This is a genomic window from Micromonospora sp. IBHARD004, assembly GCF_052814115.1.
In genome coordinates, this window is sequence record NZ_CP199934.1 from 1,382,365 (window position 1) to 1,399,154 (window position 16,790).

21 protein-coding genes and 3 pseudogenes are annotated in these 16,790 nt (G+C 69.0%); 10 read left to right on the forward strand and 14 right to left on the reverse strand.

Features of this window, described 5'->3' with window-relative positions; all coding sequences use genetic code 11:
- Positions 1-97 precede the first annotated feature (97 nt).
- Genes ACTWO6_RS06845 through ACTWO6_RS06870 form a run of 6 tightly spaced genes read right to left on the reverse strand, consistent with a single transcriptional unit; the run spans position 98 to position 3,798 of the window.
- Positions 98-2,122, reverse strand: coding sequence for an FtsK/SpoIIIE domain-containing protein (locus ACTWO6_RS06845; RefSeq protein WP_446218814.1), 2,025 nt, complete (start codon positions 2,120-2,122; stop codon positions 98-100).
- Between the two features lies 1 nt (position 2,123).
- Positions 2,124-2,318 carry a hypothetical protein gene (locus tag ACTWO6_RS06850; protein WP_446218816.1) on the reverse strand — a complete coding sequence of 65 codons (195 nt, stop codon included), beginning with the start codon at positions 2,316-2,318 and terminating at the stop codon, positions 2,124-2,126.
- Complete coding sequence (locus ACTWO6_RS06855) at positions 2,311-3,027, reverse strand: DUF2637 domain-containing protein (RefSeq protein ID WP_446218817.1); 717 nt, start codon at positions 3,025-3,027, stop codon at positions 2,311-2,313. Before ACTWO6_RS06855 ends, ACTWO6_RS06850 begins: the two co-directional genes overlap by 8 nt.
- Positions 3,024-3,245 (reverse strand): hypothetical protein, encoded by a 222-nt coding sequence (locus ACTWO6_RS06860; protein ID WP_446218818.1) that lies wholly within the window; start codon positions 3,243-3,245, stop codon positions 3,024-3,026. Before ACTWO6_RS06860 ends, ACTWO6_RS06855 begins: the two co-directional genes overlap by 4 nt.
- Positions 3,242-3,427, reverse strand: coding sequence for a hypothetical protein (locus ACTWO6_RS06865; RefSeq protein WP_446218819.1), 186 nt, complete (start codon positions 3,425-3,427; stop codon positions 3,242-3,244). Before ACTWO6_RS06865 ends, ACTWO6_RS06860 begins: the two co-directional genes overlap by 4 nt.
- Complete coding sequence (locus tag ACTWO6_RS06870) at positions 3,424-3,798, reverse strand: DUF6907 domain-containing protein (RefSeq protein ID WP_446218820.1); 375 nt, start codon at positions 3,796-3,798, stop codon at positions 3,424-3,426. Before ACTWO6_RS06870 ends, ACTWO6_RS06865 begins: the two co-directional genes overlap by 4 nt.
- 159 nt (positions 3,799-3,957) lie before the next feature.
- Here ACTWO6_RS06870 and ACTWO6_RS06875 point away from each other — a divergent pair, with 159 nt between their 5' ends.
- Positions 3,958-4,158: a hypothetical protein gene (locus ACTWO6_RS06875; RefSeq protein WP_446218821.1), complete on the forward strand. Its 201-nt coding sequence runs from the start codon at positions 3,958-3,960 to the stop codon at positions 4,156-4,158.
- Between the two features lie 274 nt (positions 4,159-4,432).
- Here ACTWO6_RS06875 and ACTWO6_RS06880 read toward each other — a convergent pair whose 3' ends face one another.
- From ACTWO6_RS06880 to ACTWO6_RS06890, 3 genes are read right to left on the reverse strand one after another with little or no spacing between them, the layout of a single operon-like run.
- Complete coding sequence (locus tag ACTWO6_RS06880) at positions 4,433-4,999, reverse strand: site-specific integrase (protein ID WP_446218822.1); 567 nt, start codon at positions 4,997-4,999, stop codon at positions 4,433-4,435.
- Complete coding sequence (locus ACTWO6_RS06885) at positions 4,996-5,178, reverse strand: helix-turn-helix domain-containing protein (protein WP_446218823.1); 183 nt, start codon at positions 5,176-5,178, stop codon at positions 4,996-4,998. The genes ACTWO6_RS06880 and ACTWO6_RS06885 overlap by 4 nt, the downstream gene beginning before the upstream one ends.
- Positions 5,175-5,993 (reverse strand): replication initiator, encoded by an 819-nt coding sequence (locus ACTWO6_RS06890; RefSeq protein ID WP_446220578.1) that lies wholly within the window; start codon positions 5,991-5,993, stop codon positions 5,175-5,177. Before ACTWO6_RS06890 ends, ACTWO6_RS06885 begins: the two co-directional genes overlap by 4 nt.
- A gap of 267 nt (positions 5,994-6,260) precedes the next feature.
- Here ACTWO6_RS06890 and ACTWO6_RS06895 point away from each other — a divergent pair, with 267 nt between their 5' ends.
- The 3 genes from ACTWO6_RS06895 (at position 6,261) to ACTWO6_RS06905 (ending at position 9,419) form a co-directional block, all read left to right on the forward strand.
- Entirely contained in the window at positions 6,261-6,776 is a 516-nt protein-coding gene (locus tag ACTWO6_RS06895) for a SigE family RNA polymerase sigma factor (RefSeq protein WP_446218824.1), read from the forward strand.
- The gene (locus tag ACTWO6_RS06900) at positions 6,773-7,765 is read left to right on the forward strand and encodes a hypothetical protein (RefSeq protein ID WP_446218825.1); all 993 of its coding nucleotides are present in this window, start codon (positions 6,773-6,775) and stop codon (positions 7,763-7,765) included. The genes ACTWO6_RS06895 and ACTWO6_RS06900 overlap by 4 nt, the downstream gene beginning before the upstream one ends.
- Positions 7,766-8,201: 436 nt before the next feature.
- A complete protein-coding gene (locus ACTWO6_RS06905; RefSeq protein WP_446218826.1) occupies positions 8,202-9,419 on the forward strand; it encodes a low temperature requirement protein A in 1,218 nt (405 codons plus the stop codon).
- A 178-nt stretch (positions 9,420-9,597) separates the two neighbouring features.
- Here the strand turns inward: ACTWO6_RS06905 and ACTWO6_RS06910 are convergent.
- Both ACTWO6_RS06910 and ACTWO6_RS06915 read right to left on the reverse strand, forming a co-directional pair.
- Positions 9,598-10,101 (reverse strand): annotated as a pseudogene (locus ACTWO6_RS06910) (site-specific integrase); the annotation flags it as partial.
- 105 nt (positions 10,102-10,206) lie between these two features.
- Positions 10,207-10,884: a hypothetical protein gene (locus tag ACTWO6_RS06915; RefSeq protein WP_446218827.1), complete on the reverse strand. Its 678-nt coding sequence runs from the start codon at positions 10,882-10,884 to the stop codon at positions 10,207-10,209.
- Between the two features lie 356 nt (positions 10,885-11,240).
- Between ACTWO6_RS06915 and ACTWO6_RS06920 the strand changes: the two genes are divergently transcribed.
- The 3 genes from ACTWO6_RS06920 to ACTWO6_RS06930 all read left to right on the forward strand — a co-directional run bounded on the left by ACTWO6_RS06920 (position 11,241) and on the right by ACTWO6_RS06930 (position 12,637).
- Positions 11,241-11,711: a VOC family protein gene (locus ACTWO6_RS06920; RefSeq protein ID WP_446218828.1), complete on the forward strand. Its 471-nt coding sequence runs from the start codon at positions 11,241-11,243 to the stop codon at positions 11,709-11,711.
- Between the two features lie 645 nt (positions 11,712-12,356).
- Positions 12,357-12,527 carry a hypothetical protein gene (locus ACTWO6_RS06925; protein WP_326918608.1) on the forward strand — a complete coding sequence of 57 codons (171 nt, stop codon included), beginning with the start codon at positions 12,357-12,359 and terminating at the stop codon, positions 12,525-12,527.
- A 14-nt stretch (positions 12,528-12,541) separates the two neighbouring features.
- A complete protein-coding gene (locus tag ACTWO6_RS06930) occupies positions 12,542-12,637 on the forward strand; it encodes a DUF3418 domain-containing protein (protein WP_250794102.1) in 96 nt (31 codons plus the stop codon).
- Positions 12,638-12,643: 6 nt separating this feature from the next.
- On the opposite strand, the gene ACTWO6_RS06935 is transcribed toward ACTWO6_RS06930, so the two are convergent.
- A complete protein-coding gene (locus ACTWO6_RS06935; RefSeq protein ID WP_425753751.1) occupies positions 12,644-13,363 on the reverse strand; it encodes a DinB family protein in 720 nt (239 codons plus the stop codon).
- A 55-nt stretch (positions 13,364-13,418) separates the two neighbouring features.
- Between ACTWO6_RS06935 and ACTWO6_RS06940 the strand changes: the two are divergent.
- Positions 13,419-13,520 (forward strand): annotated as a pseudogene (locus ACTWO6_RS06940) (ATP-binding protein); the annotation flags it as partial.
- A gap of 386 nt (positions 13,521-13,906) precedes the next feature.
- Here the strand turns inward: ACTWO6_RS06940 and ACTWO6_RS06945 are convergent.
- Positions 13,907-14,227 carry a hypothetical protein gene (locus ACTWO6_RS06945; RefSeq protein ID WP_446218829.1) on the reverse strand — a complete coding sequence of 107 codons (321 nt, stop codon included), beginning with the start codon at positions 14,225-14,227 and terminating at the stop codon, positions 13,907-13,909.
- Positions 14,228-14,641: 414 nt separating this feature from the next.
- Between ACTWO6_RS06945 and ACTWO6_RS06950 the strand changes: the two genes are divergently transcribed.
- Positions 14,642-15,016, forward strand: coding sequence for a hypothetical protein (locus ACTWO6_RS06950; RefSeq protein ID WP_446218830.1), 375 nt, complete (start codon positions 14,642-14,644; stop codon positions 15,014-15,016).
- Positions 15,017-15,079: 63 nt separating this feature from the next.
- A pseudogene (locus tag ACTWO6_RS06955) lies at positions 15,080-15,904 on the forward strand (IS5 family transposase).
- Positions 15,905-16,148: 244 nt separating this feature from the next.
- Here ACTWO6_RS06955 and ACTWO6_RS06960 read toward each other — a convergent pair.
- Positions 16,149-16,469: a hypothetical protein gene (locus ACTWO6_RS06960; protein ID WP_446218831.1), complete on the reverse strand. Its 321-nt coding sequence runs from the start codon at positions 16,467-16,469 to the stop codon at positions 16,149-16,151.
- Positions 16,470-16,790 lie beyond the last annotated feature (321 nt).

A 16,790-nucleotide genomic window follows, 5' to 3' on the forward strand; every position in this document is an offset into this window, starting at 1 on the left:
GACCAGGGGTGAATCTGTCGTTTCCGCTGGTGGCTGGCCGCGACCACCCTGGTCGCACTTCCGCGACCGTGGGGCGTGCCGCGACCAGCCCCGCGACCTACTCGGCGGCGATCTCTCGGCGTTGCTGCGCCTCGTCGAGCGCCGTGCGGCGGGCGCCCTTGATGTTCTTCCGGCCGACCTTCACGTCCTGGCTCTCGACGCCGTACCGGTACAGCGACTCCCGCACCATCTCGGCGGTCACGCCGGCGTACATCTCCGGCCACTGCTCGGCCAGCCGCTCGGCCAGCACCGCCCACGGCACGCCAGCCTCACCCGGCCGCAGCACCGCTCGGGCGTCGGCGAGCATGTCCCGCGCCTGCACCCGCTCGACGTCGTCCTGGTCGCCGACGACCTGGCCGCGCAGCTGGGCCGCACGGGCGAGGATCGCCGCGGTGGCCTTGTGGTCAGGGAAGAACGACCGGACGCTGCCCGGCTTCTCCAACCCCGTCAGGACGCCCCAGCCGGCATCCACCCGCGGCCGGTACACAGTGGCCGTCAGGCCCCGCTTGTACGCCCCGGTACCCAAGATCATGTCGTTCTCGACCTGGCCCCCCACGGACAGGCACCACCGGATCGTGACGCAGCGGGTGATGTTCGGCGGCACGCTGTCCCGGTCGGCGATCTGCGTCGCCATCACCAGGATGATCCCCAGTGCCCGGCCCCGCTTGGCGACCCGCTCCGCCATGTCCGCGGCGTCCGGGTAGGCGAGGAAGAGCTCGTGCACCTCGTCGAGCAGGATGAACACCGGGTGCAGTCCGCTGCCGCGCTTGGCGGCCAGCTCCGGCGTCACCTTCCCGAGCGGGGCGTCGCCGCGCTCCCGGGCCCGCTTGACCCGGGCGCCGCGCCGCTCGCACTCGGCCAGCGCCCACGCGATGACGTCCCGCCCCGTCTGCAGGGCCTCGTCGTCGACGCCGCACGCGTACGTGCTGCACAGGTCGGCCATGTCCAGGAAGTCACCGGTGCCCTTGAATTCGGCGATCTTCAGCTCACACGTCGAGTCGAGCGCGGCGATGGTGGCCAGGGTGCGGGCGGCGTAGGACTTGCCGGAGCCCGGCTGGCCGCCGATCAGCGCGTTGGACTCGAACAGGGTGATGGACACGGGCCGCTGCCGGGCGTCGGTGCCGAACGGCTGCGGCTCGAAGACGCTGGTGCGGGCGGTGGGCGCCGCGAGGATCCAGCGCGGCTGGCCCATCTTGCTCGACGGCTGGAAGCCCACCCACAGGTCGACCTGCCCCGGGTGGTCCGGGCCGACCTCCGGCCACACCTGGTCGACGGGCAGACGCAGCGCGCCGGCGAGGTTGTCGCGCTTCTCGAGGACGGCGGTGGCGACGATCGCGCCGGGCAGGTCGAAACGGGCCATCCAGCCGGGCCCCTGCTTGTGGATGCCCGGCGGCGGGAAGGTGATCTGCCCCGGCTCCTTCACGCCGATGCCGAGGGCGACGACCGCGCCGCGGACCATCTCCCCGGTGAGCTTGGTGAACGCCTGCCGGGTGACCACCCGGTCAACGATCGGCCGGTCGGCGGGCCGCCCGTAGTGCGCGGCGAGCAGCACCAGGCCGACGACGGCGGCGTACCACCCGACCGGCGGCATGTCGGCCACCACGCCGGCGGTGACGAGCGCGAGCAGCAGCACCAGGCCGGCCCCGACCACCCACCAGCGGGCGGCAGACGCCTTCTCGCGGCGGCGGTCGAGCTGCTGCCAGGTGTGCGGGTCGTTCTTGCTGGCCGCTTCCTGCCGCAGATGGAAGTTGTCCCGGCCGCCGACCGCCCACCAGATCACGCTGGCGCTGGCGCGCCAGGCACCTCGAGGTGCGTAGGCGGCGACCTTGGCGGCGTACTTCGGGGTGCGGGTGAGGTGGTACAGGGCGGTGTGGCCGCCGTAGCCGGCCGACCAGCGCACCAGGGCGCGCCGGCCCTCCGGGTTGCGCAGCACGGCCGGCAGGATCGGGCGGCGGGCGTCGGTGTGCGACACGACGTCGGCGAAGGTGGCCTTCCGGTCGGCCGGGTCGACGGCGCCGCCCACCTTGTCGGCCTCGATGATGTGCCGCTCGTCGTCGTACTCGTCGAACGGGATGACGGTCATGTCAGTAACCCCCTTGCGCCTGGTCGGCGAGGTTGGACACCCGCACGGCGGCCACGTCGAGCAGCTCGCGGCGGGACATGGTGGTTTCCTCGGTCAGTTCCTTGTCGATGAGGGCGGCCAGGGCGCGCAGCCCGCCGGCAACACCGGCGAGCCGCACGAGCAGCTCCGGGCACAGGGTGCAGTCGGAGTCAGCCATTGGTCGCCACCGCCAGTGACGTGCCGTTGATGCGGGTTTCCGCAGCTACCGGGCCGGTTGGTGACGGCAGATAGCGGCGGGCGGTGGACTCACTCACGCCGGCTTTGGCGGCGATCTGCGCCACCGTGCCGGCGGGCAGCTTGGCGGCAGCGCGGGCCACCTTTTGCGCGCTGGTGAGCGACCGGGGACGTGTCCGCTTGGCGGCCGGCTTGGCGTCAACTTCGGCACCTGCCGAAGTCGTCGGTGGCGTCACCGGCTCGGCGTACTGCCACGGGTCGACCGGCTCCGGCTCCGGCGACCTATCACTGGTGATAAGTTCGCCGGCCACCTCGTCGACCGGCAGCGGCTTCCCCGACCGGGCGAGCACCTCGACGGCCAGGAGGAAGGACACCGCCGGCACGGCGGCGACCAGTCGGGCCGTGACGGTCGCCTCGGCCGAGGCCACGTTGGCGGCGAGGGTGGCGAGGATGCCGAACACCAGCGCCACCCGTGCGGACAGCCGCGGGCGCCGCTGGTGCCGCTTGTCGTCGAGCATCGCCAGGGTGGCGACCAGGATCAGACCGTCGATGGCCAGGGGCAGGACGGCGGCGACGCCGGGGTGCTCGCCGGCGTTCGTGGCGACGTCTCGGATGTGGACGTAGGACGCGCTGCCGGCCACCGCCGCCACGAGGGCGGCAGCGGCGCGGCTGGTGATGGTGGTCAGGTTCACCGGGTACCTCCGGTCAGGTCGGCGAGAGCGCGGGTGAGCCGCTGGATGGCGCGGAAACGGCGGTGCGACGCCCGCAGGAGCCGCGCCCGCTCGTCGGCGTGGGTGCGGCTGGTCGACGCGTTGGCGTAGTCCTGGATGGCCTCGCCGTAGCGGACGGCCATGCGCTGCACGGCATTGGCCAGGTCGAGCGCCCGCCCGTGCTCGGAGATCGCGGTCATCGGGTCAGCTCCTTCGGACGGGCAGCCTCAGCGCGGGTCGGCAGGTCGCGACCGGCGGACCGGATCACCGGGCCGTACTGCTCGGCGTGCCGGTAGACCAGGTGCCGGGCGACCAGGCCGACGCCGCCGACGACGACGGGCAGGCCGAGCACGGCCAGCAGCAGGTTGGCGAGAGGACTCATCGCGCACCGCCCTCGACCAGCTCGGCGGCGGCCAGCAGCGCGGCGGCCAGGGCGCGAGCCTGCTCGACGCTGCCCGTCCAGCCCTGGACGCCCTCACCGCCGACGTAGGCGCCCTCCGGGCCCTCGGCGACCGTCAGGACCACGCGGGCCGGGCTGATGACCGCGCCGTCCTCGTCGCTGCGCTCGACCAGCACGGTGGCGGTGGCCGGGTCGCGGTAGGTGGCCGGGTCGCCGGCCGGCAGCTCGGCGAGCACCTGGTCGTGCACGGTGCCGAGCAGGAAGCCGTCGACCTCGACCTGCTCGCCGGAGTGGTCACGGCGGCACCAGACGGGGCAGGGCGGGAGAACGTGGGTAGGTGCGATGATTTCCACGGGTCGACTCCTAGTCAGTCGATCAAGGCCTCCGGTTGGCGCTCGCTACGCCGCCGGGGGCCGCTTCAGTTATGCCAAGTACGTTGGCATAGATCGTTGGGATACGTCAAGTGTGTTGGCCGCATTGTTTGGCCATGCGGGTTGTGGCACACTGCCCGCATGGATGAGCTTGAGAAGATCGCCAGCGAATACCGGCAGGCAGTCGCCGCGCTGGACGCCGTACGCCCCCGGCTGGCCGCTGCGATCGTCGCCGCAGCGAAGAGCGGCGTACGGCAGAGCGAGATCGTGAAGACCACCGGCTATACCCGCGAGCGGGTCCGCCAGATCTGCAGAGCCGCCGGCATCGAGCCGGGGGAGTAGGTCACCGATGTGGTCACGAGGTGAGCACGGACGCGCCGGAGTGGTCACGGCGGGGCCGACACCGGCCGACATGGCCGACACCGGCTGAGCAGCCAAAACGGCCCCGGCGATCATCACGCGTCACCGTCCGGCACGAACCCTCGCCGACTCTTAATCCGCGGGTTCGGGGTTCGAGTCCCTGGCGGCGCACCACTGAAGGCCCAGGTCACAGCCCATGTCGGCTGTGCCTGGGCCTTCGCGGTTTTCAGCGGTACAGCCATCGGTACAGCCAAGCTCAACCGACGAGCCGGTCGGCGGTCGCGTCCATGGCCGCCCGCTCGACCTCGGCCAAGACGTGTGCGTACGTGTTCATCGTCAATGTGATCTGGCTGTGGCCGAGGGTCTTCATCACCGTGCGGGGGGATGCGCCCGACGCGAGAAGGAACGTGGCGCAAGCGTGTCTGAGATCGTGCAGCCGCAGCCAGGGCAGGCCTGCACGCGCTCGTGTCGCATGCCAGGCGCGGTCGACGTTGCGCGGCTCCATAGGCGTGCCGATCGTGGAGGCGAAGATCAGGCCGAAGTCCTGCCAGCGCTCGCCCGCCTGCAGCCGTTCCGCAGCCTGCCGGCGCCGATGAGCGCGGACGAGCCCCATGGTCTGTTCGGGAACCGGAACGGTACGCCGCGACCGTTCCGTCTTCGGTTCCGCGAAGTGGAGCTGCCCGCCAGCGCGGAGCACGGTTTGCCGAACGGTGAGAGTGCCAGCTGCGAGATCCACATCACTCCAGCGCAGCCCGAGCAGCTCGCCGCGCCGCAGACCGTACACCGAACCCTCACCATGAGAGCGGCGACGCCGGCCGGTCATGCCGCGAACTCCTCGGTTGCCGAAAGGAGGTCATCAATCGCGGCCAACGGAATGAGCCGAGCCCGGCCAGCCTTGATCGACCGGAGCCGGCCTGATCGCATCAGCACGTAGACGGTGTCCCGACACACGCCCAAGAGCTCGGCTGCCTCAGCCGGACGAACGCTCTTCCTCTCGGTCATGCTCCCTTTCCTTCCTGAACTGCCGACTGAGCCGAGCTGATTGCCGAAACATCGGGCGGGTCGACGGCGCGTTTGGCGGCGTCGAGTTGCGCTCGCCATTGGATGCGTTCGGAGATCGCTCGCAGGACCCGGTGGCCGAGGGGTGGCACGTCGGGGTCGGTGGGCTTGGCGAGTTCCCAGGCGTGCCGCTGCTCGCCGCCGGGCCGGGCGGTGGCGTGGTCGGTGGTGACCCCGAGGAGGGCCTTGACCCATTCCTTCCGGTCGGCGCGGTGGTCTGCGAGGGTCTTGCCGGACCACTGGCGGGAGATGAGGACGCGTCGGCCGCCGATGCCGAGGGTTTCCCGCTTGTGGACCTTGTTCTGGCAGTTGCCCGGCCGCAGTCCCGGCCGGGCCTTCTTGGGTTGGATGCCGTAGAGCAGCCAGTTGGCGCACCGCTCCGAACAGGGCGTGTGCCGCAGCTCTTGCCAGAGCCGTTCCAGGTGCGTCCGCTGGCGGCCGGTGGTGACCTGGTGGCAGTCGGCGGCCTGCTTGGTCAGGTACTTGGTGATGTAGCCGACGCACCGGTCCGCGTCCTTGCTGCCGGCGAGCACGCCCTTGGCATCGACCTGGCTGCCGAAGCGGACGACGTGCACGGGTTGCGCGTCGGGGTCGGCGTCGACCAGGTCCAGGGCGTCATCCCACGTCGGCAGCAGCCGGCCCGACTCGGGGTCGGTGTAGCCGCCCGCGTTGGCGTCCCACTGCGGCGCCCTTCCCGGCTCGTAGACCAGCTCGTCGACGGGCGGCCACCGGTCAAGGCGTCGGTCTTGGTTGCTCAGCCCTGCTGGTTACATTCGGTGACACCTGACCGGCCGTGGGCGCACTCAAGTAGCCGATGAGTGAGTGTTTGTCGCGGTACTCCGATGGGAGTTGAACATCCAGCTCGTAGCGCGGGGTTGCTGGCCATGCATGTCCTGGAGGACAACGTCGCCGTTGCCGCGGATGCGGTCGTCTTCGGCCGGGCGCACTAGCGGCCGACACGTGGTGACCGGCGGGCAGACCGGGGAACCATCGGGCAGGTCCAGGTCCCTTAATTAGGTATGGGCTTGCTTCGCAGAGCGGAACCCGCCGGCTATGAGGACTTCGTCGCGAGCCGGTACCGCGAGATCGTTCGCTTCGGCGCGCTGCTGGCCGGTGACGGTCGGCTGGGCGAGGATCTCGCCCAGGAGGGTCTGATCGCGGCCTATCGGTCGTGGCATCGGTTGGGCGTGCCGGACGGGCGACCGGAGGCGTACGTCCGGCAGGTGATGGTCCGTACCGCGATGCGGGCCAGGCGCCGGCGCTGGCGCGACGAGGTGCCGACCGGGGAGCTGCCGGACGCGTCCCGTCGTGGCTTCGCGGATCAGTCGGATCTCAGCGTGCAGGTGCTCGCCAGTCTGCGCCGGCTGCCCGCCGACCAGCGGGTGGTGCTGGTGTTGCGGTTCTGGGCCGACGCCTCCGAGGCCGAGGTGGCGCAGACCCTCGGCGTTGCGGTGGGAACGGTCAAGAGCCGCACGTCCCGTGCCCTGGCGGCGTTGCGCGCCAGCGGCCTGTTCGTCGAATCTTCCAAGGAGACGCCGTGAATCCCACCCACGTCAGAGAACTACTCGAACGCGCAGCCGCCTCCGTGACACCGACCGAGACCGATCCCACCTCCCGGCTGGTCAGCCTCGGGCGGCGCAGCGTGCAGCGCCGCCGCCGTGCCTGGGGAACAGCCGGCTCCGTCGCCGTCGCTGCCGCAGTCGCAGCCGTCGTGGCCCTGCCCCTCCGAATGGCGGCCCCGGACCGGTCCGAGGCCGCCGGGGCGCCCGGGACCACGGTGAGCCTGGGTGGCCTGTCGGTCGCCGTCCCGGAGGGCTGGCGCACGAGCGAAGTCACGACCTTCGACCCCTGCATCGCCGAGCCGCGCACCGTCTACCTCGCCGAGCGGTGGGATCCCCGGGCCACGCGGCCCAGGTCTGACCCGCCCGGGGCCTTTAGGTGCAAGTCAGAAGGTCAAGCGTGGATGGCTCTCGTGCGGGACGCCGTCCCCCTGTACGTCAACCCGGAGCGGCTGGTGGTCAAGGACGAGCAGTTGCTCCAAGTCGTGGAGGAGATCGAGTCCAGGTCGATCTACCGCGCCTTCAATGAGGAGACCATCGCGACGGGAGTCTTCATTTCGGGCGACGAGAAGGGTCGCGAGCAGTTGCTCAAGCGCGTCACCTGGCCCGCCGGCCCGCCGGCTCCGCCCTCCGGCGGCCTGGCGTTGCCCGACCACATCACGAGCGCCGTCACCGAGGACGCGGGCCCCATGGTCACCGCGACGGACGCCGAGACGCTGACCCGGATACGGACAAAACTCGCCGAGCTGCGCGACCCCGTGCCCGCCGACGAGGAATGCACCCTGCAAAAGCCCGGTGCGGTCGGAATCAGCCTCGGCGAAGTCACTGTGGTGCTGGGTGACGCGACCTGCCCGCAGGCGATCTCGACCGGCGGCGGTCGCGTCCGGGCGCCGGCCGGGCTGGGCAAGGAACTCCTCGGCCTCATCGTGGCGAGCGACCGCGCCGCAGCCGAGCGTGCCACCGAGGATTGACCGAAACCACTCCCGCCCGCGGGCGGCAGACCTCGAAGATGGGCCCCTGACCGGTAGGTTAATACCGCTGGTCAGGGGCCGATTCGCGCCGCGCAGCTCGTCCATGATGTCTTGACGGCTGAACCTATCGACCGCACCTCTGCCTGCGATCCGCGGAACCGCAGCAAGAATTCCGTCCCCGCGTTCACGGTCCGGGCCAAGCCTCCTCGGACGGGGACCAGGTCGTTCGTCCGGTAGGGCGCTCCACCTGGTCCCCGTCCGAGAAGGCTGGACGGTCTGCGACTGCCCGACGAGGAGATCCGCTCTTTGCTCAGCTGGGCGCCCACAAACGTCGGCGGATCGACGCAGGCGCGCCAGCCTTTACCGCCGTCACCGCCGGTCGATGAAACGGGCGAAATCGGTGCGCGGAAGACGTTCATCCCGCGACCATGGGCGGATGGAGCGACCATCGGAGCCGGCGCCGACCGGGGGCATCATGCGCGGCGAGGAGGACGCCCAGCAGGCCAGCTTCCTGGAGCTGTTCTTCGACCTGGTGCTGGTCTTCGCCCTGATCGGCGTCGTAGGCCGGATGGTGCCGGACCTTCTCTCCGACAACGTGCGCGTGCGCTGGCTGTCGCTGCTGTACACGGTCGTTCTTGCCCTGCCGTTGCTGTGGCTGTGGACGACCACCGCGTACCTCACCAGCCGGTTCGACTACCGCAACCGCTGGATTCAGCTGCTGGTCCTGGTCAGCGCGTTCGGCCTGCTGATCATGGCGACGTCCCTGTACGAGTTCGAGCAACGCGGCGCCACCTTCGCCATTGTGTACGTGGTGCTGCACATCGGACGCCCCTTGGTGCTCCGGCCCTTGTTACGGGAGCACGAGAAGGTACGGGCGCTCTACACCCGCCTGGCCATCTGGGCCAGCATCTCCGGCGTCATCTGGCTAGCCGGGGCGGCGATGCGCGGAAACTACCGGCTGGCCCTGTGGTTGATCGCCATCACCGTGGACCTGGTCGTGGCGCGGGTCAGATGGCCGGTACCCGGCATGGGCCGACCACCGACCAGCGCGTGGGCGATGTCCAGCAGCCGATACCTCCCCGAGCGCTACCAGCAACTGTTGTTGATCGCGCTCGGCGAGACGGTGCTGTCTATCGGCCTCACCTACGCCGACCACCCCGCCACGCTCGCCGCAAAGGCGGCCCTGGTGGTCACGTTCCTGTCGTCCGTGCTGATGTGGCGGATCTACTTCTATCGCGCTGGCCAGGTGCTGGCCGAGGCCGTCGAGATGTCGTCGAACCGGGCAGCTGCCGGCGGGATCGTCGGCGTGGCCCATCTACTCATGGTGCTCGGCATCACCTTGGCCGCGGCTGGCTCGGAAATCGTGTTGGCGCATCCCTCCGGGCCCTCCGTGCCGGCCTGGCTCGCGGTCATCCTCGGCGGGCCGGCGCTCTTCCTGTTCGGCCGCAGCCGGCTGGAACGGGTCGTCTTCAACCGGCTCGCCGTGCGCCGGCTCGTCGGCATCGCCGTTCTGGTCCTGCTGGCGCCGCCGCTGTTCTTCGGCCCGCCGCTGCTCGCCGCCATCGCCGCTGCGGTCGTGCTGCTCGGGGTCGCCGTCGCGGACGCCCGACGCGCCGCCGGCCGCCCACCGGAGGCCCCGTCCCCGTCCGCCTAGCAGAGGCGGTCCGCATCCAGTCCGCAAGAGGTCGAGTCCTTGAATAGTCCTTGTCCCGTGCGGCGACCGCCTCGTCCAGCCGGTTGGCGACCCCGTCCAGGTCGTCACCGAACAGGCCCGCGTACACGTCCAGCGTCATGGACGCCGAGGCGTGCCCGAGCATCCGCTGCACCGCCTTGACGTTGGCACCCGCCGCCACGGCCAGACTCGCCGCCGTGTGCCGCAGGTCGTGAGGCGTGAGCCCGGCCAGCCCGACCGATGCCGCCGCCGGCGCGAAGACCCGTGACCGGAAGTTGGTGTTGCGAAGCGGCCCGCCATTCGGAGCGGTGAACACCAGGTGGTCCTGACGCTTTGCGGCGACATGCGCGGCCAGCTCGTCGACGAGGAACCGCGGAATCGGCACCGAACGGCGCTGATGGTTCTTCGGCGTGCCCTCGACCAGCTCTCCGCCGACCTCTGCGAAGGCCACCGCCGTTACCCGACGCCGCAGCAGATCCAGCCGCGACACCCGCAACGCCGACACCTCGCCCCACCGCAGACCCCTGTAGGCCAGGAACCGCACCAGCAGCCCGTACCGCCCAGACGCCTCCGCGAGCCTCGCCACCTGGTCGTGGTCGAGGAACACCGGTTCCTCCCGCACCACGCGAGGCAGCCGCACGCCCTCTGCCGGATTCCGGGACATCCGGCCGTCTCGCACGGCGTGGGCCAGGGCCAAAGACAGCACCCGATGCGCGTACCGGACCGTTGCCGGGGCGTGGGCTTTCGTACGTCACTCCGCCGATTGGGACTAGCAGTGACCGTTGGGCAGCCTGCCGACGAGGGTCCAGCTGACACCGCCGTTCAGGGACTTCATGTACCCGACGAAACAGGCCTCGCCAAGCGGGATGGCCAAGAAGATGCTCCCGTTCTCGGCCGGATCGTTGGGTCGGGCCAGCCTGATCACCGCAGTGGTGAAGCCAGCCTCGCCGAGCGACTTCCGGATCACTTCCACGTCAGCCGGGCCGGGGTGATCCGACTCCACGACGTTGGTCAGTCCCCGCCTGACGCACTCGGCGACGTGGGGCGGAGCTGGCCTTACGCACCAGCCGGGCCAGCGAAGCGCCTGCTCTGCCCGTTCCTGGTCTGCCGCCGCCGCGTCGCGCTGAACCTGGGTCAGTTCGCCCCGCCGGGATAGGTCGCGCACGTACCGGTCGCAGTATTCCTTCGCTTCGTCGGCTTGCCCAGGCTCTACTTCTACGAGGCAGCCAACGAGCTTGGACGAGCCGCCGGACGACCCGATCGTGCCGTGCCCATGGAGGACCAGAGTGGCCGCGCCGGCAGTGAGCAGTACCGCGGCGAACACGAGCCCGGGCACCGCCCAGCGCGGCAGCCGACGACGCCGCCCTGCCGCAGGGTCTGGTCCTTCGGGCGGCCCCGCAGGCGTCGACGCACCCGGCGTCTTGGCCTCCACCGGCGAGTGGGTCACGCACGGCATTCAACCACAGCGCCAACTGTCGAAGCGGCCCAGCCACTGTCCACCTTGGCCACGGGCCGGTATTCCTCATGTGCGCGGGCCAGAAGGCCGACGCCGCAGACGACGGCTCCGTCCGGTCGATGGGAACCATGTACTTCGTCCTGCGTCCGCGGATCGATGCCCATGTGATCCGACAACTGATGCGCGACACATCTCCGTCACGTGATGCGCGACAGCGCGATGAACCTAGGGGCACATCAGTGCGCCTCGGGACTTGCGGATCTGCCGAGTTGTGGACGTTCACACGGTGACGACCGGCCTCCTCGGTTGGTCTAGGTACTGTGAACGCCGCCTGCCGTGGCAGAAACATGTTCGATACGACGACGGGAGCACGGTCCATGTCATATGTACGACGCTTCGACCACGTCGGCATCACGGTCGCAGATCTCGATGTCGTGACCGCCTTCTTCGTGGCGCTCGGCCTGGAGGTCGAGGGCAGGGCGTTCGTCGAGGGCGAGTTTTTGGAGACGGTCTGCGGCATTCCCGACTCCCGCACCGAGATCGTCATGCTGAAGTCGCCCGACGATGGTGCCCGCCTGGAGCTCGCGAGCTTCGTGCGGCCCGACTCCGTGCCGGGCTCGCCGGCCGCCATGGCCAACGAGCTGGGGTTGCGAAACGTGTCCTTCGAGGTCAACGACTTGCAGGCCGCTGTCGATTGGGCAGCGAGCGAGGGCTACGGACTGGTCGGTGGCATCGGCGAGTACGAGGGTGCTTGGCGGATGGCCTACGTCCGGGGGCCCGAAGGGATCATCGTCTCGCTGGCCGAGCGCATCGGCTGAACTCGCAACGCCCGCATCTGCCGCGATCAGCGCGCGGAGGTGTCGCAGATCAGTTGGCGGACGAGTGTCGCGCATCAGTCGACGGAGGACACGGGCACGGCGAACCCACTGCCGAATTGCCCTCTTCTAAATCAAGGCGGCCCGCAAGCGGGCCGCGCCGGCCCGGCCCCGGCCTGCTGGCGACCTCCGGCCGGCATCGGCCGGGCCGGCCGGCCACGCTGACGGGACACAGACCCTCGAAGACCTCGGGGCTCCGCCCCGAACCCCGGCCCTCCTCAGAGATCAGCCGCGGATCCCCTCGCCGGGCACCACAAGGGCTACCAGCCTCCCCGGACGGGGCCAAGGTCGTTCGGCTGGTGAGGCGCTCCCCCTTGTCCCCGTCCGGGAGGCTGGACGGTCTACGACTGCCCGACGAGGAGATCCTGAATCAGCCGCCAAGTTCTGCCATCTGCTTAAGGCATGCTCTGTCGTCAGCGCTCATTGAGGTGATCTCAGCAAGATCGACTTGATGTAAGCGGTTCTGCCTGTGTCTGTGGGGATGGCTGGGTTTTAGCGGCTTGATTTGGCCCCACCTGACGGTTTGATTCGGCCCCATCGGTCGGGGTGCCGAATGTTGTGTCGGTTTGATTGGCCCCACCTGGAGGCTTGACAGGAGCGCTACCCGGTCTACCTCAGGGCGTCGTCGAGCGGCGCCGCGAGCTGGACACGACCATCGCCGCCGATCGCGCACTGATGGACCGCATCGCCGACCTCCAGGCGGCGCACCTCCACCAGCTCGCCGCGCTCCCGACGGCCGCCCGCCCGGCCAGCACCTAGGTCAGGCCCGCCGGATGCTCGAGAAGTACCGCGTCCAGCTCTGGGCCCAGCAGCTCGGCACCGCGCAGACGGTCAGCGATGCCCGCATCCGCAAGATGCTGAGTCCGTAGCCGGCCCTACTCAGCGTCCTGTGCCTCGATCAGGTCGAGGTCGCGGACGCAGAAGCCGTGGTGCTCGAAGGTCTCGTTGAGCACCGTGCCGAGGCACTGCCGCACCAAGCGGCCCCGGGCGTACGGCGGCCAGACATCGTCGTCGGGCACCGGCGCTCGCGCTGCGAGCTGCACAGCGGTGACCTCGTCGAGCCAGGCCTCGAGCTCGGCGGCCTGTGCGTCACGCACGCTCACGATCTCGTCGAGGGCCGGATCGAGCGAGAGGTCAAGCCCGTGCGCTCCACGGTAGGGCTCGACGGTCGTCCCGATGCCCATCGGCGTGAACAGCTCCGTCGAGCCCAGGCAGCAGCGGCGGAACCACGAGTCGTGGACGAAGACCAGGTGGCGCATCGTCTGCACCGCCGACCACTCGTCGTTCACGCTGCGGCGCTCGATGCCGGGCGTACGGCGGATTCGCTCGATCGTGGCGGCCCAGCCGGCATGGAGCTGACGCGATGCCTCGCGCAGATCGGCAGGGTCCTCGGAGCGGATCAGCACCCGCACCGGATGACGCCGGTCGAGCTCTGCCTCGACGTACTCGGTGACCTCGACACCGTTCACCACGAGATTGGTGATGAGCCCGTCGATCACGGCATCCTGCATGACGACGCCGATCAGGCGTGCCCCGGTCAGATCGCACTCGCGGAACTCCGCACCGTGCAGATCCTCGTCGACATACCGCGTCATGCTCCGCATACTAGGTCCGAGCACCGACAAGCCAGCCTCCCCGGCTTGATTTGGCCTCTTCCAGGTCCTGACCGAGCGCGAAGAACGCAACAGCGTCGCGATCGCCTCCAACGAATCCTTCTCCGGATGGACCAAGACCTTCACCGACCCGCGCCTGGAATGTCGGTCCAGGCGAGCTCGGCGCAGCCCCGCAGTGCGGGATGCTCGCGGTCGACCTGGCGTGCTTGCGGATACTCCTGAAGGAACCGGGCGACAGCGGCTTCCTTGGCCGCAGCATCCACCGCGCACATCCGTCTAGCTCCCGTGTCATACGACGCCAGCTCGGAAGGGCGTCTCATGGGGGGCGCTCTCCCCGGACAGAGCCTCGCAGGCAAGCGCAAGAGAGCAGGCATCGGCCATCATCGGGCCATCCACGGGCCAGTAACCGGGGTGCGCAGCGGTCACGAGGGGGCACGAGCTTCAGCCGGGCCGGCCGTCCGCCGCAGGCGTTTCGGGCATCACGACCGGTCGAGCACGCTCTTCCAAACTGACGGTACGGCTGTCTCAATCCTGCGGACTGCCCCGGTCGTGGATCACCGGGAAGACCTCCACGGCCCACGTGATCCACTCGTCGATGTCCTCGGGGGATTGATCGATTGCCTCGATCAGAGCCTCGACGGCTCGGAGCTTGTCAGCACCCACGTGCTCCCGTAGCTCGCCGATCGTCACCTCTTGATACGACATCGATAGCTGCCACCAGAACTTCATCAGGTAGCGGCACTCGTCCTGCAACCGGTCATCGGCGAGCCGATCGTGGATCACGCGCTGTGCCCGGCTCCGTTGGACATCATCGCGAAACCCGAGCCGGAGATTGCGGAGATCCATACGCGGCACTCTAGCGATGAGCAGCAGGTTCGTGTTTGCAAGGCAGCGATCGGCGACATGCCCTGACCGGCGGTCGAGTGGAGTACGCCTGTGTGCCATTAGCGTGCCATTGCGAAAGGACAGCAGGGGCCAGCCAAGGCCACGGGAGACCGCCGAGACCAGGCCGCCGAGCCGATAGACAGGCAGGCATCGGCACTTCCCAAGCTGCGAGTCCGATTAGACCTTGCCTTTTAGGCGGCCATTGCGGCGCCGGTCTGCGTCCTGGATCCCATGACGAACGGCCAGCCGTATCACGCCGTACAGGACGAGCAAACCGAAAGCCATGGCGAAGAGCAAAGGCCGTAGGTTCGAATCCTGCAGGGCGCACAGGTACTTCCCTTCGGACATCAAGGGCGGTTGATACAGTCCTCGCCCATGGAGAAGCGCTACGCAGCAGCGGCTCTGTCCCTGTCCCTCGCGGCACTTCTCACCGCCTGCACCAGCAGTGCGTCGCATGACGAGCAGATGGAGTACCGGCGCAAGATGACTCAGCGTGGGGCCGAACTGCATGCCTTGAAGGAGGGCGGCGGCGACCGGGAAGAGTGCTATGCGGCCTACGAAAACATCTACGGAGGACTTCAGGACCACGATGCGCCCCACGTCGGGAACTACGACGAAAAAGTCGAGTTGCTGAAAAAAGGCGAGGGGTTGTTCATCGAGAGCTGCGTGAACGGCACGCCGTCGCCGGTATCCGCGCAGAGTGAGCCCGCCAGCCCTTCCGCCCCACCGGCATCCCGGGCGACTACGTAAGCATCCCGTCGGCTGACGCTAGGCGGTGTCTTCAAAGGATCTTGGTGTCGGATGATGTAGCGCGTGGGTCGTCGCTACGAGTTGTCGGATGTCGAGTGGGAGTCGTTGTCGCGGTATCTGCCGTCGGCCGTGACCGGCGGTCGGCCTCGGTCGGATGACCGGCGGGTGCTCAACGGAATCGTGTGGAAGATCCGGGCGGGCGCGGCATGGCGCGACGTGCCCGCCCGCTACGGGTCCTGGCAGTCGATCTACACGCGTTTCCGCAGGTGGGCTTTGGATGGCACGTTCGCGCGGATGTTGGCCGGGGTGCAGGCCGACGCGGACGCGGCCGGGGACATCGACTGGCTGGTGTCGGTGGACTCGACGATCGTGCGGGCACATCAGCACGCCGCTGGCGCTAAAGGGGGCACCGAGAATCGGACGAACCACAAGATCACGCCCTCGGTCGATCTCGAGGTGGACTGACCACCAAGATCCACCTCGCCTGCGACGGCCTGGGCCGGACTCTCGCCTTCGTTCTCTCCGGCGGCAACGTCAACGACTGCACCCGCTTCAACCACGTCAGGACCTGGCCGTCCCCGGGTCCGCCCGGACCACGTCATCGCCGACAAGGGCTACAGCTCGAAGGCGATCCGGGCCGACCTGCGTCGACGCGGCATCGGGCACACCATCCCTGAGCGCGCCGACCAGCAGGCCAACCGCCGCCGACGCGGCAGCCGCGGCGGCCGGCCACCGGTGTTCGACAAGCAGCTCTACAAGCACCGCAACGTCGTCGAGCGCTGCTTCAACCGACTCAAGCAATGCCGCAGCGTGGCGACCCGCTACGACAAGACCGCGACCTCGTACCAGGCCACGGTCACCATCGCCGCACTACTGCAATGGTTGTGAACCTTTGAAGACACGGCCTAGCGCCCCGACCGGTGGGCAGTCCGCGTCTGGTCCGCAAGAGGCCATGGACGGCAGGGGAGTGGTGAGAGATGTCGAGAGGCGTTTCCGCTGCTAGAAGCCAATTCGCGCAGCCTGTCGGGTCGCCCATTTTGATCTCGTAATGCGTAGGTCGACGGTCGGACCCCGTTAGACGGCTTCGCCTCGTCACCAGTCCTCGCAAGGGAAGTGCGTCGACCGCACGCAGTCATGGTCCAGCAGCAGCACCACACGGAAGCGCGCGGGTGTCTGCCAGCTTCTGGAACACCCTCCTGCCTACTTCGTACTCCGCGCCCATCTCGGCCGCGACTTCTAAGCGGAAGGGGTGACTGAGGCTCGGCTCCTCGTCTTCCGGCGCGAACCTGAGCCAAGCCCGGAAATCCTCCCCGTCACCGATGACGCACTCCGGGTCGCCGACCCTCAAGTTTTCGAGGCCGAGCACCCCCGCAATCTCCCGCGCAAACAGCTTCAGTGAGGGTGCACCGTCCAGCCCGGCCGTACCGACAAGCAAATCCACGTCTCTGCTCACGGCCCGGGACTGTACAGCCACTCGTACAGCCCAGACTGCCGGTAAGCGCTGACACAGCCAGACAACCACGGACGGACTGACCAGGTGCGCCGGCAGGCCACCAGCCGTCCGTGATCTTCTTCTAATCCCCAGGCCGGGCGGGGCCGCCGACGCCGACGCCGACGCTTGACAATCGCCATTGAGACGTCCGGTAGGGCGCTCCACGTTGTCCCCGTCTGGGGAAGCTGGAAGGTCTGCAACTGCCCGACGAGGAGATCCGCTAGCAGCTTCCCGGACCTAATTTTGACCGACGGCACCCAGCTGCTGTTCATCTGACCGATT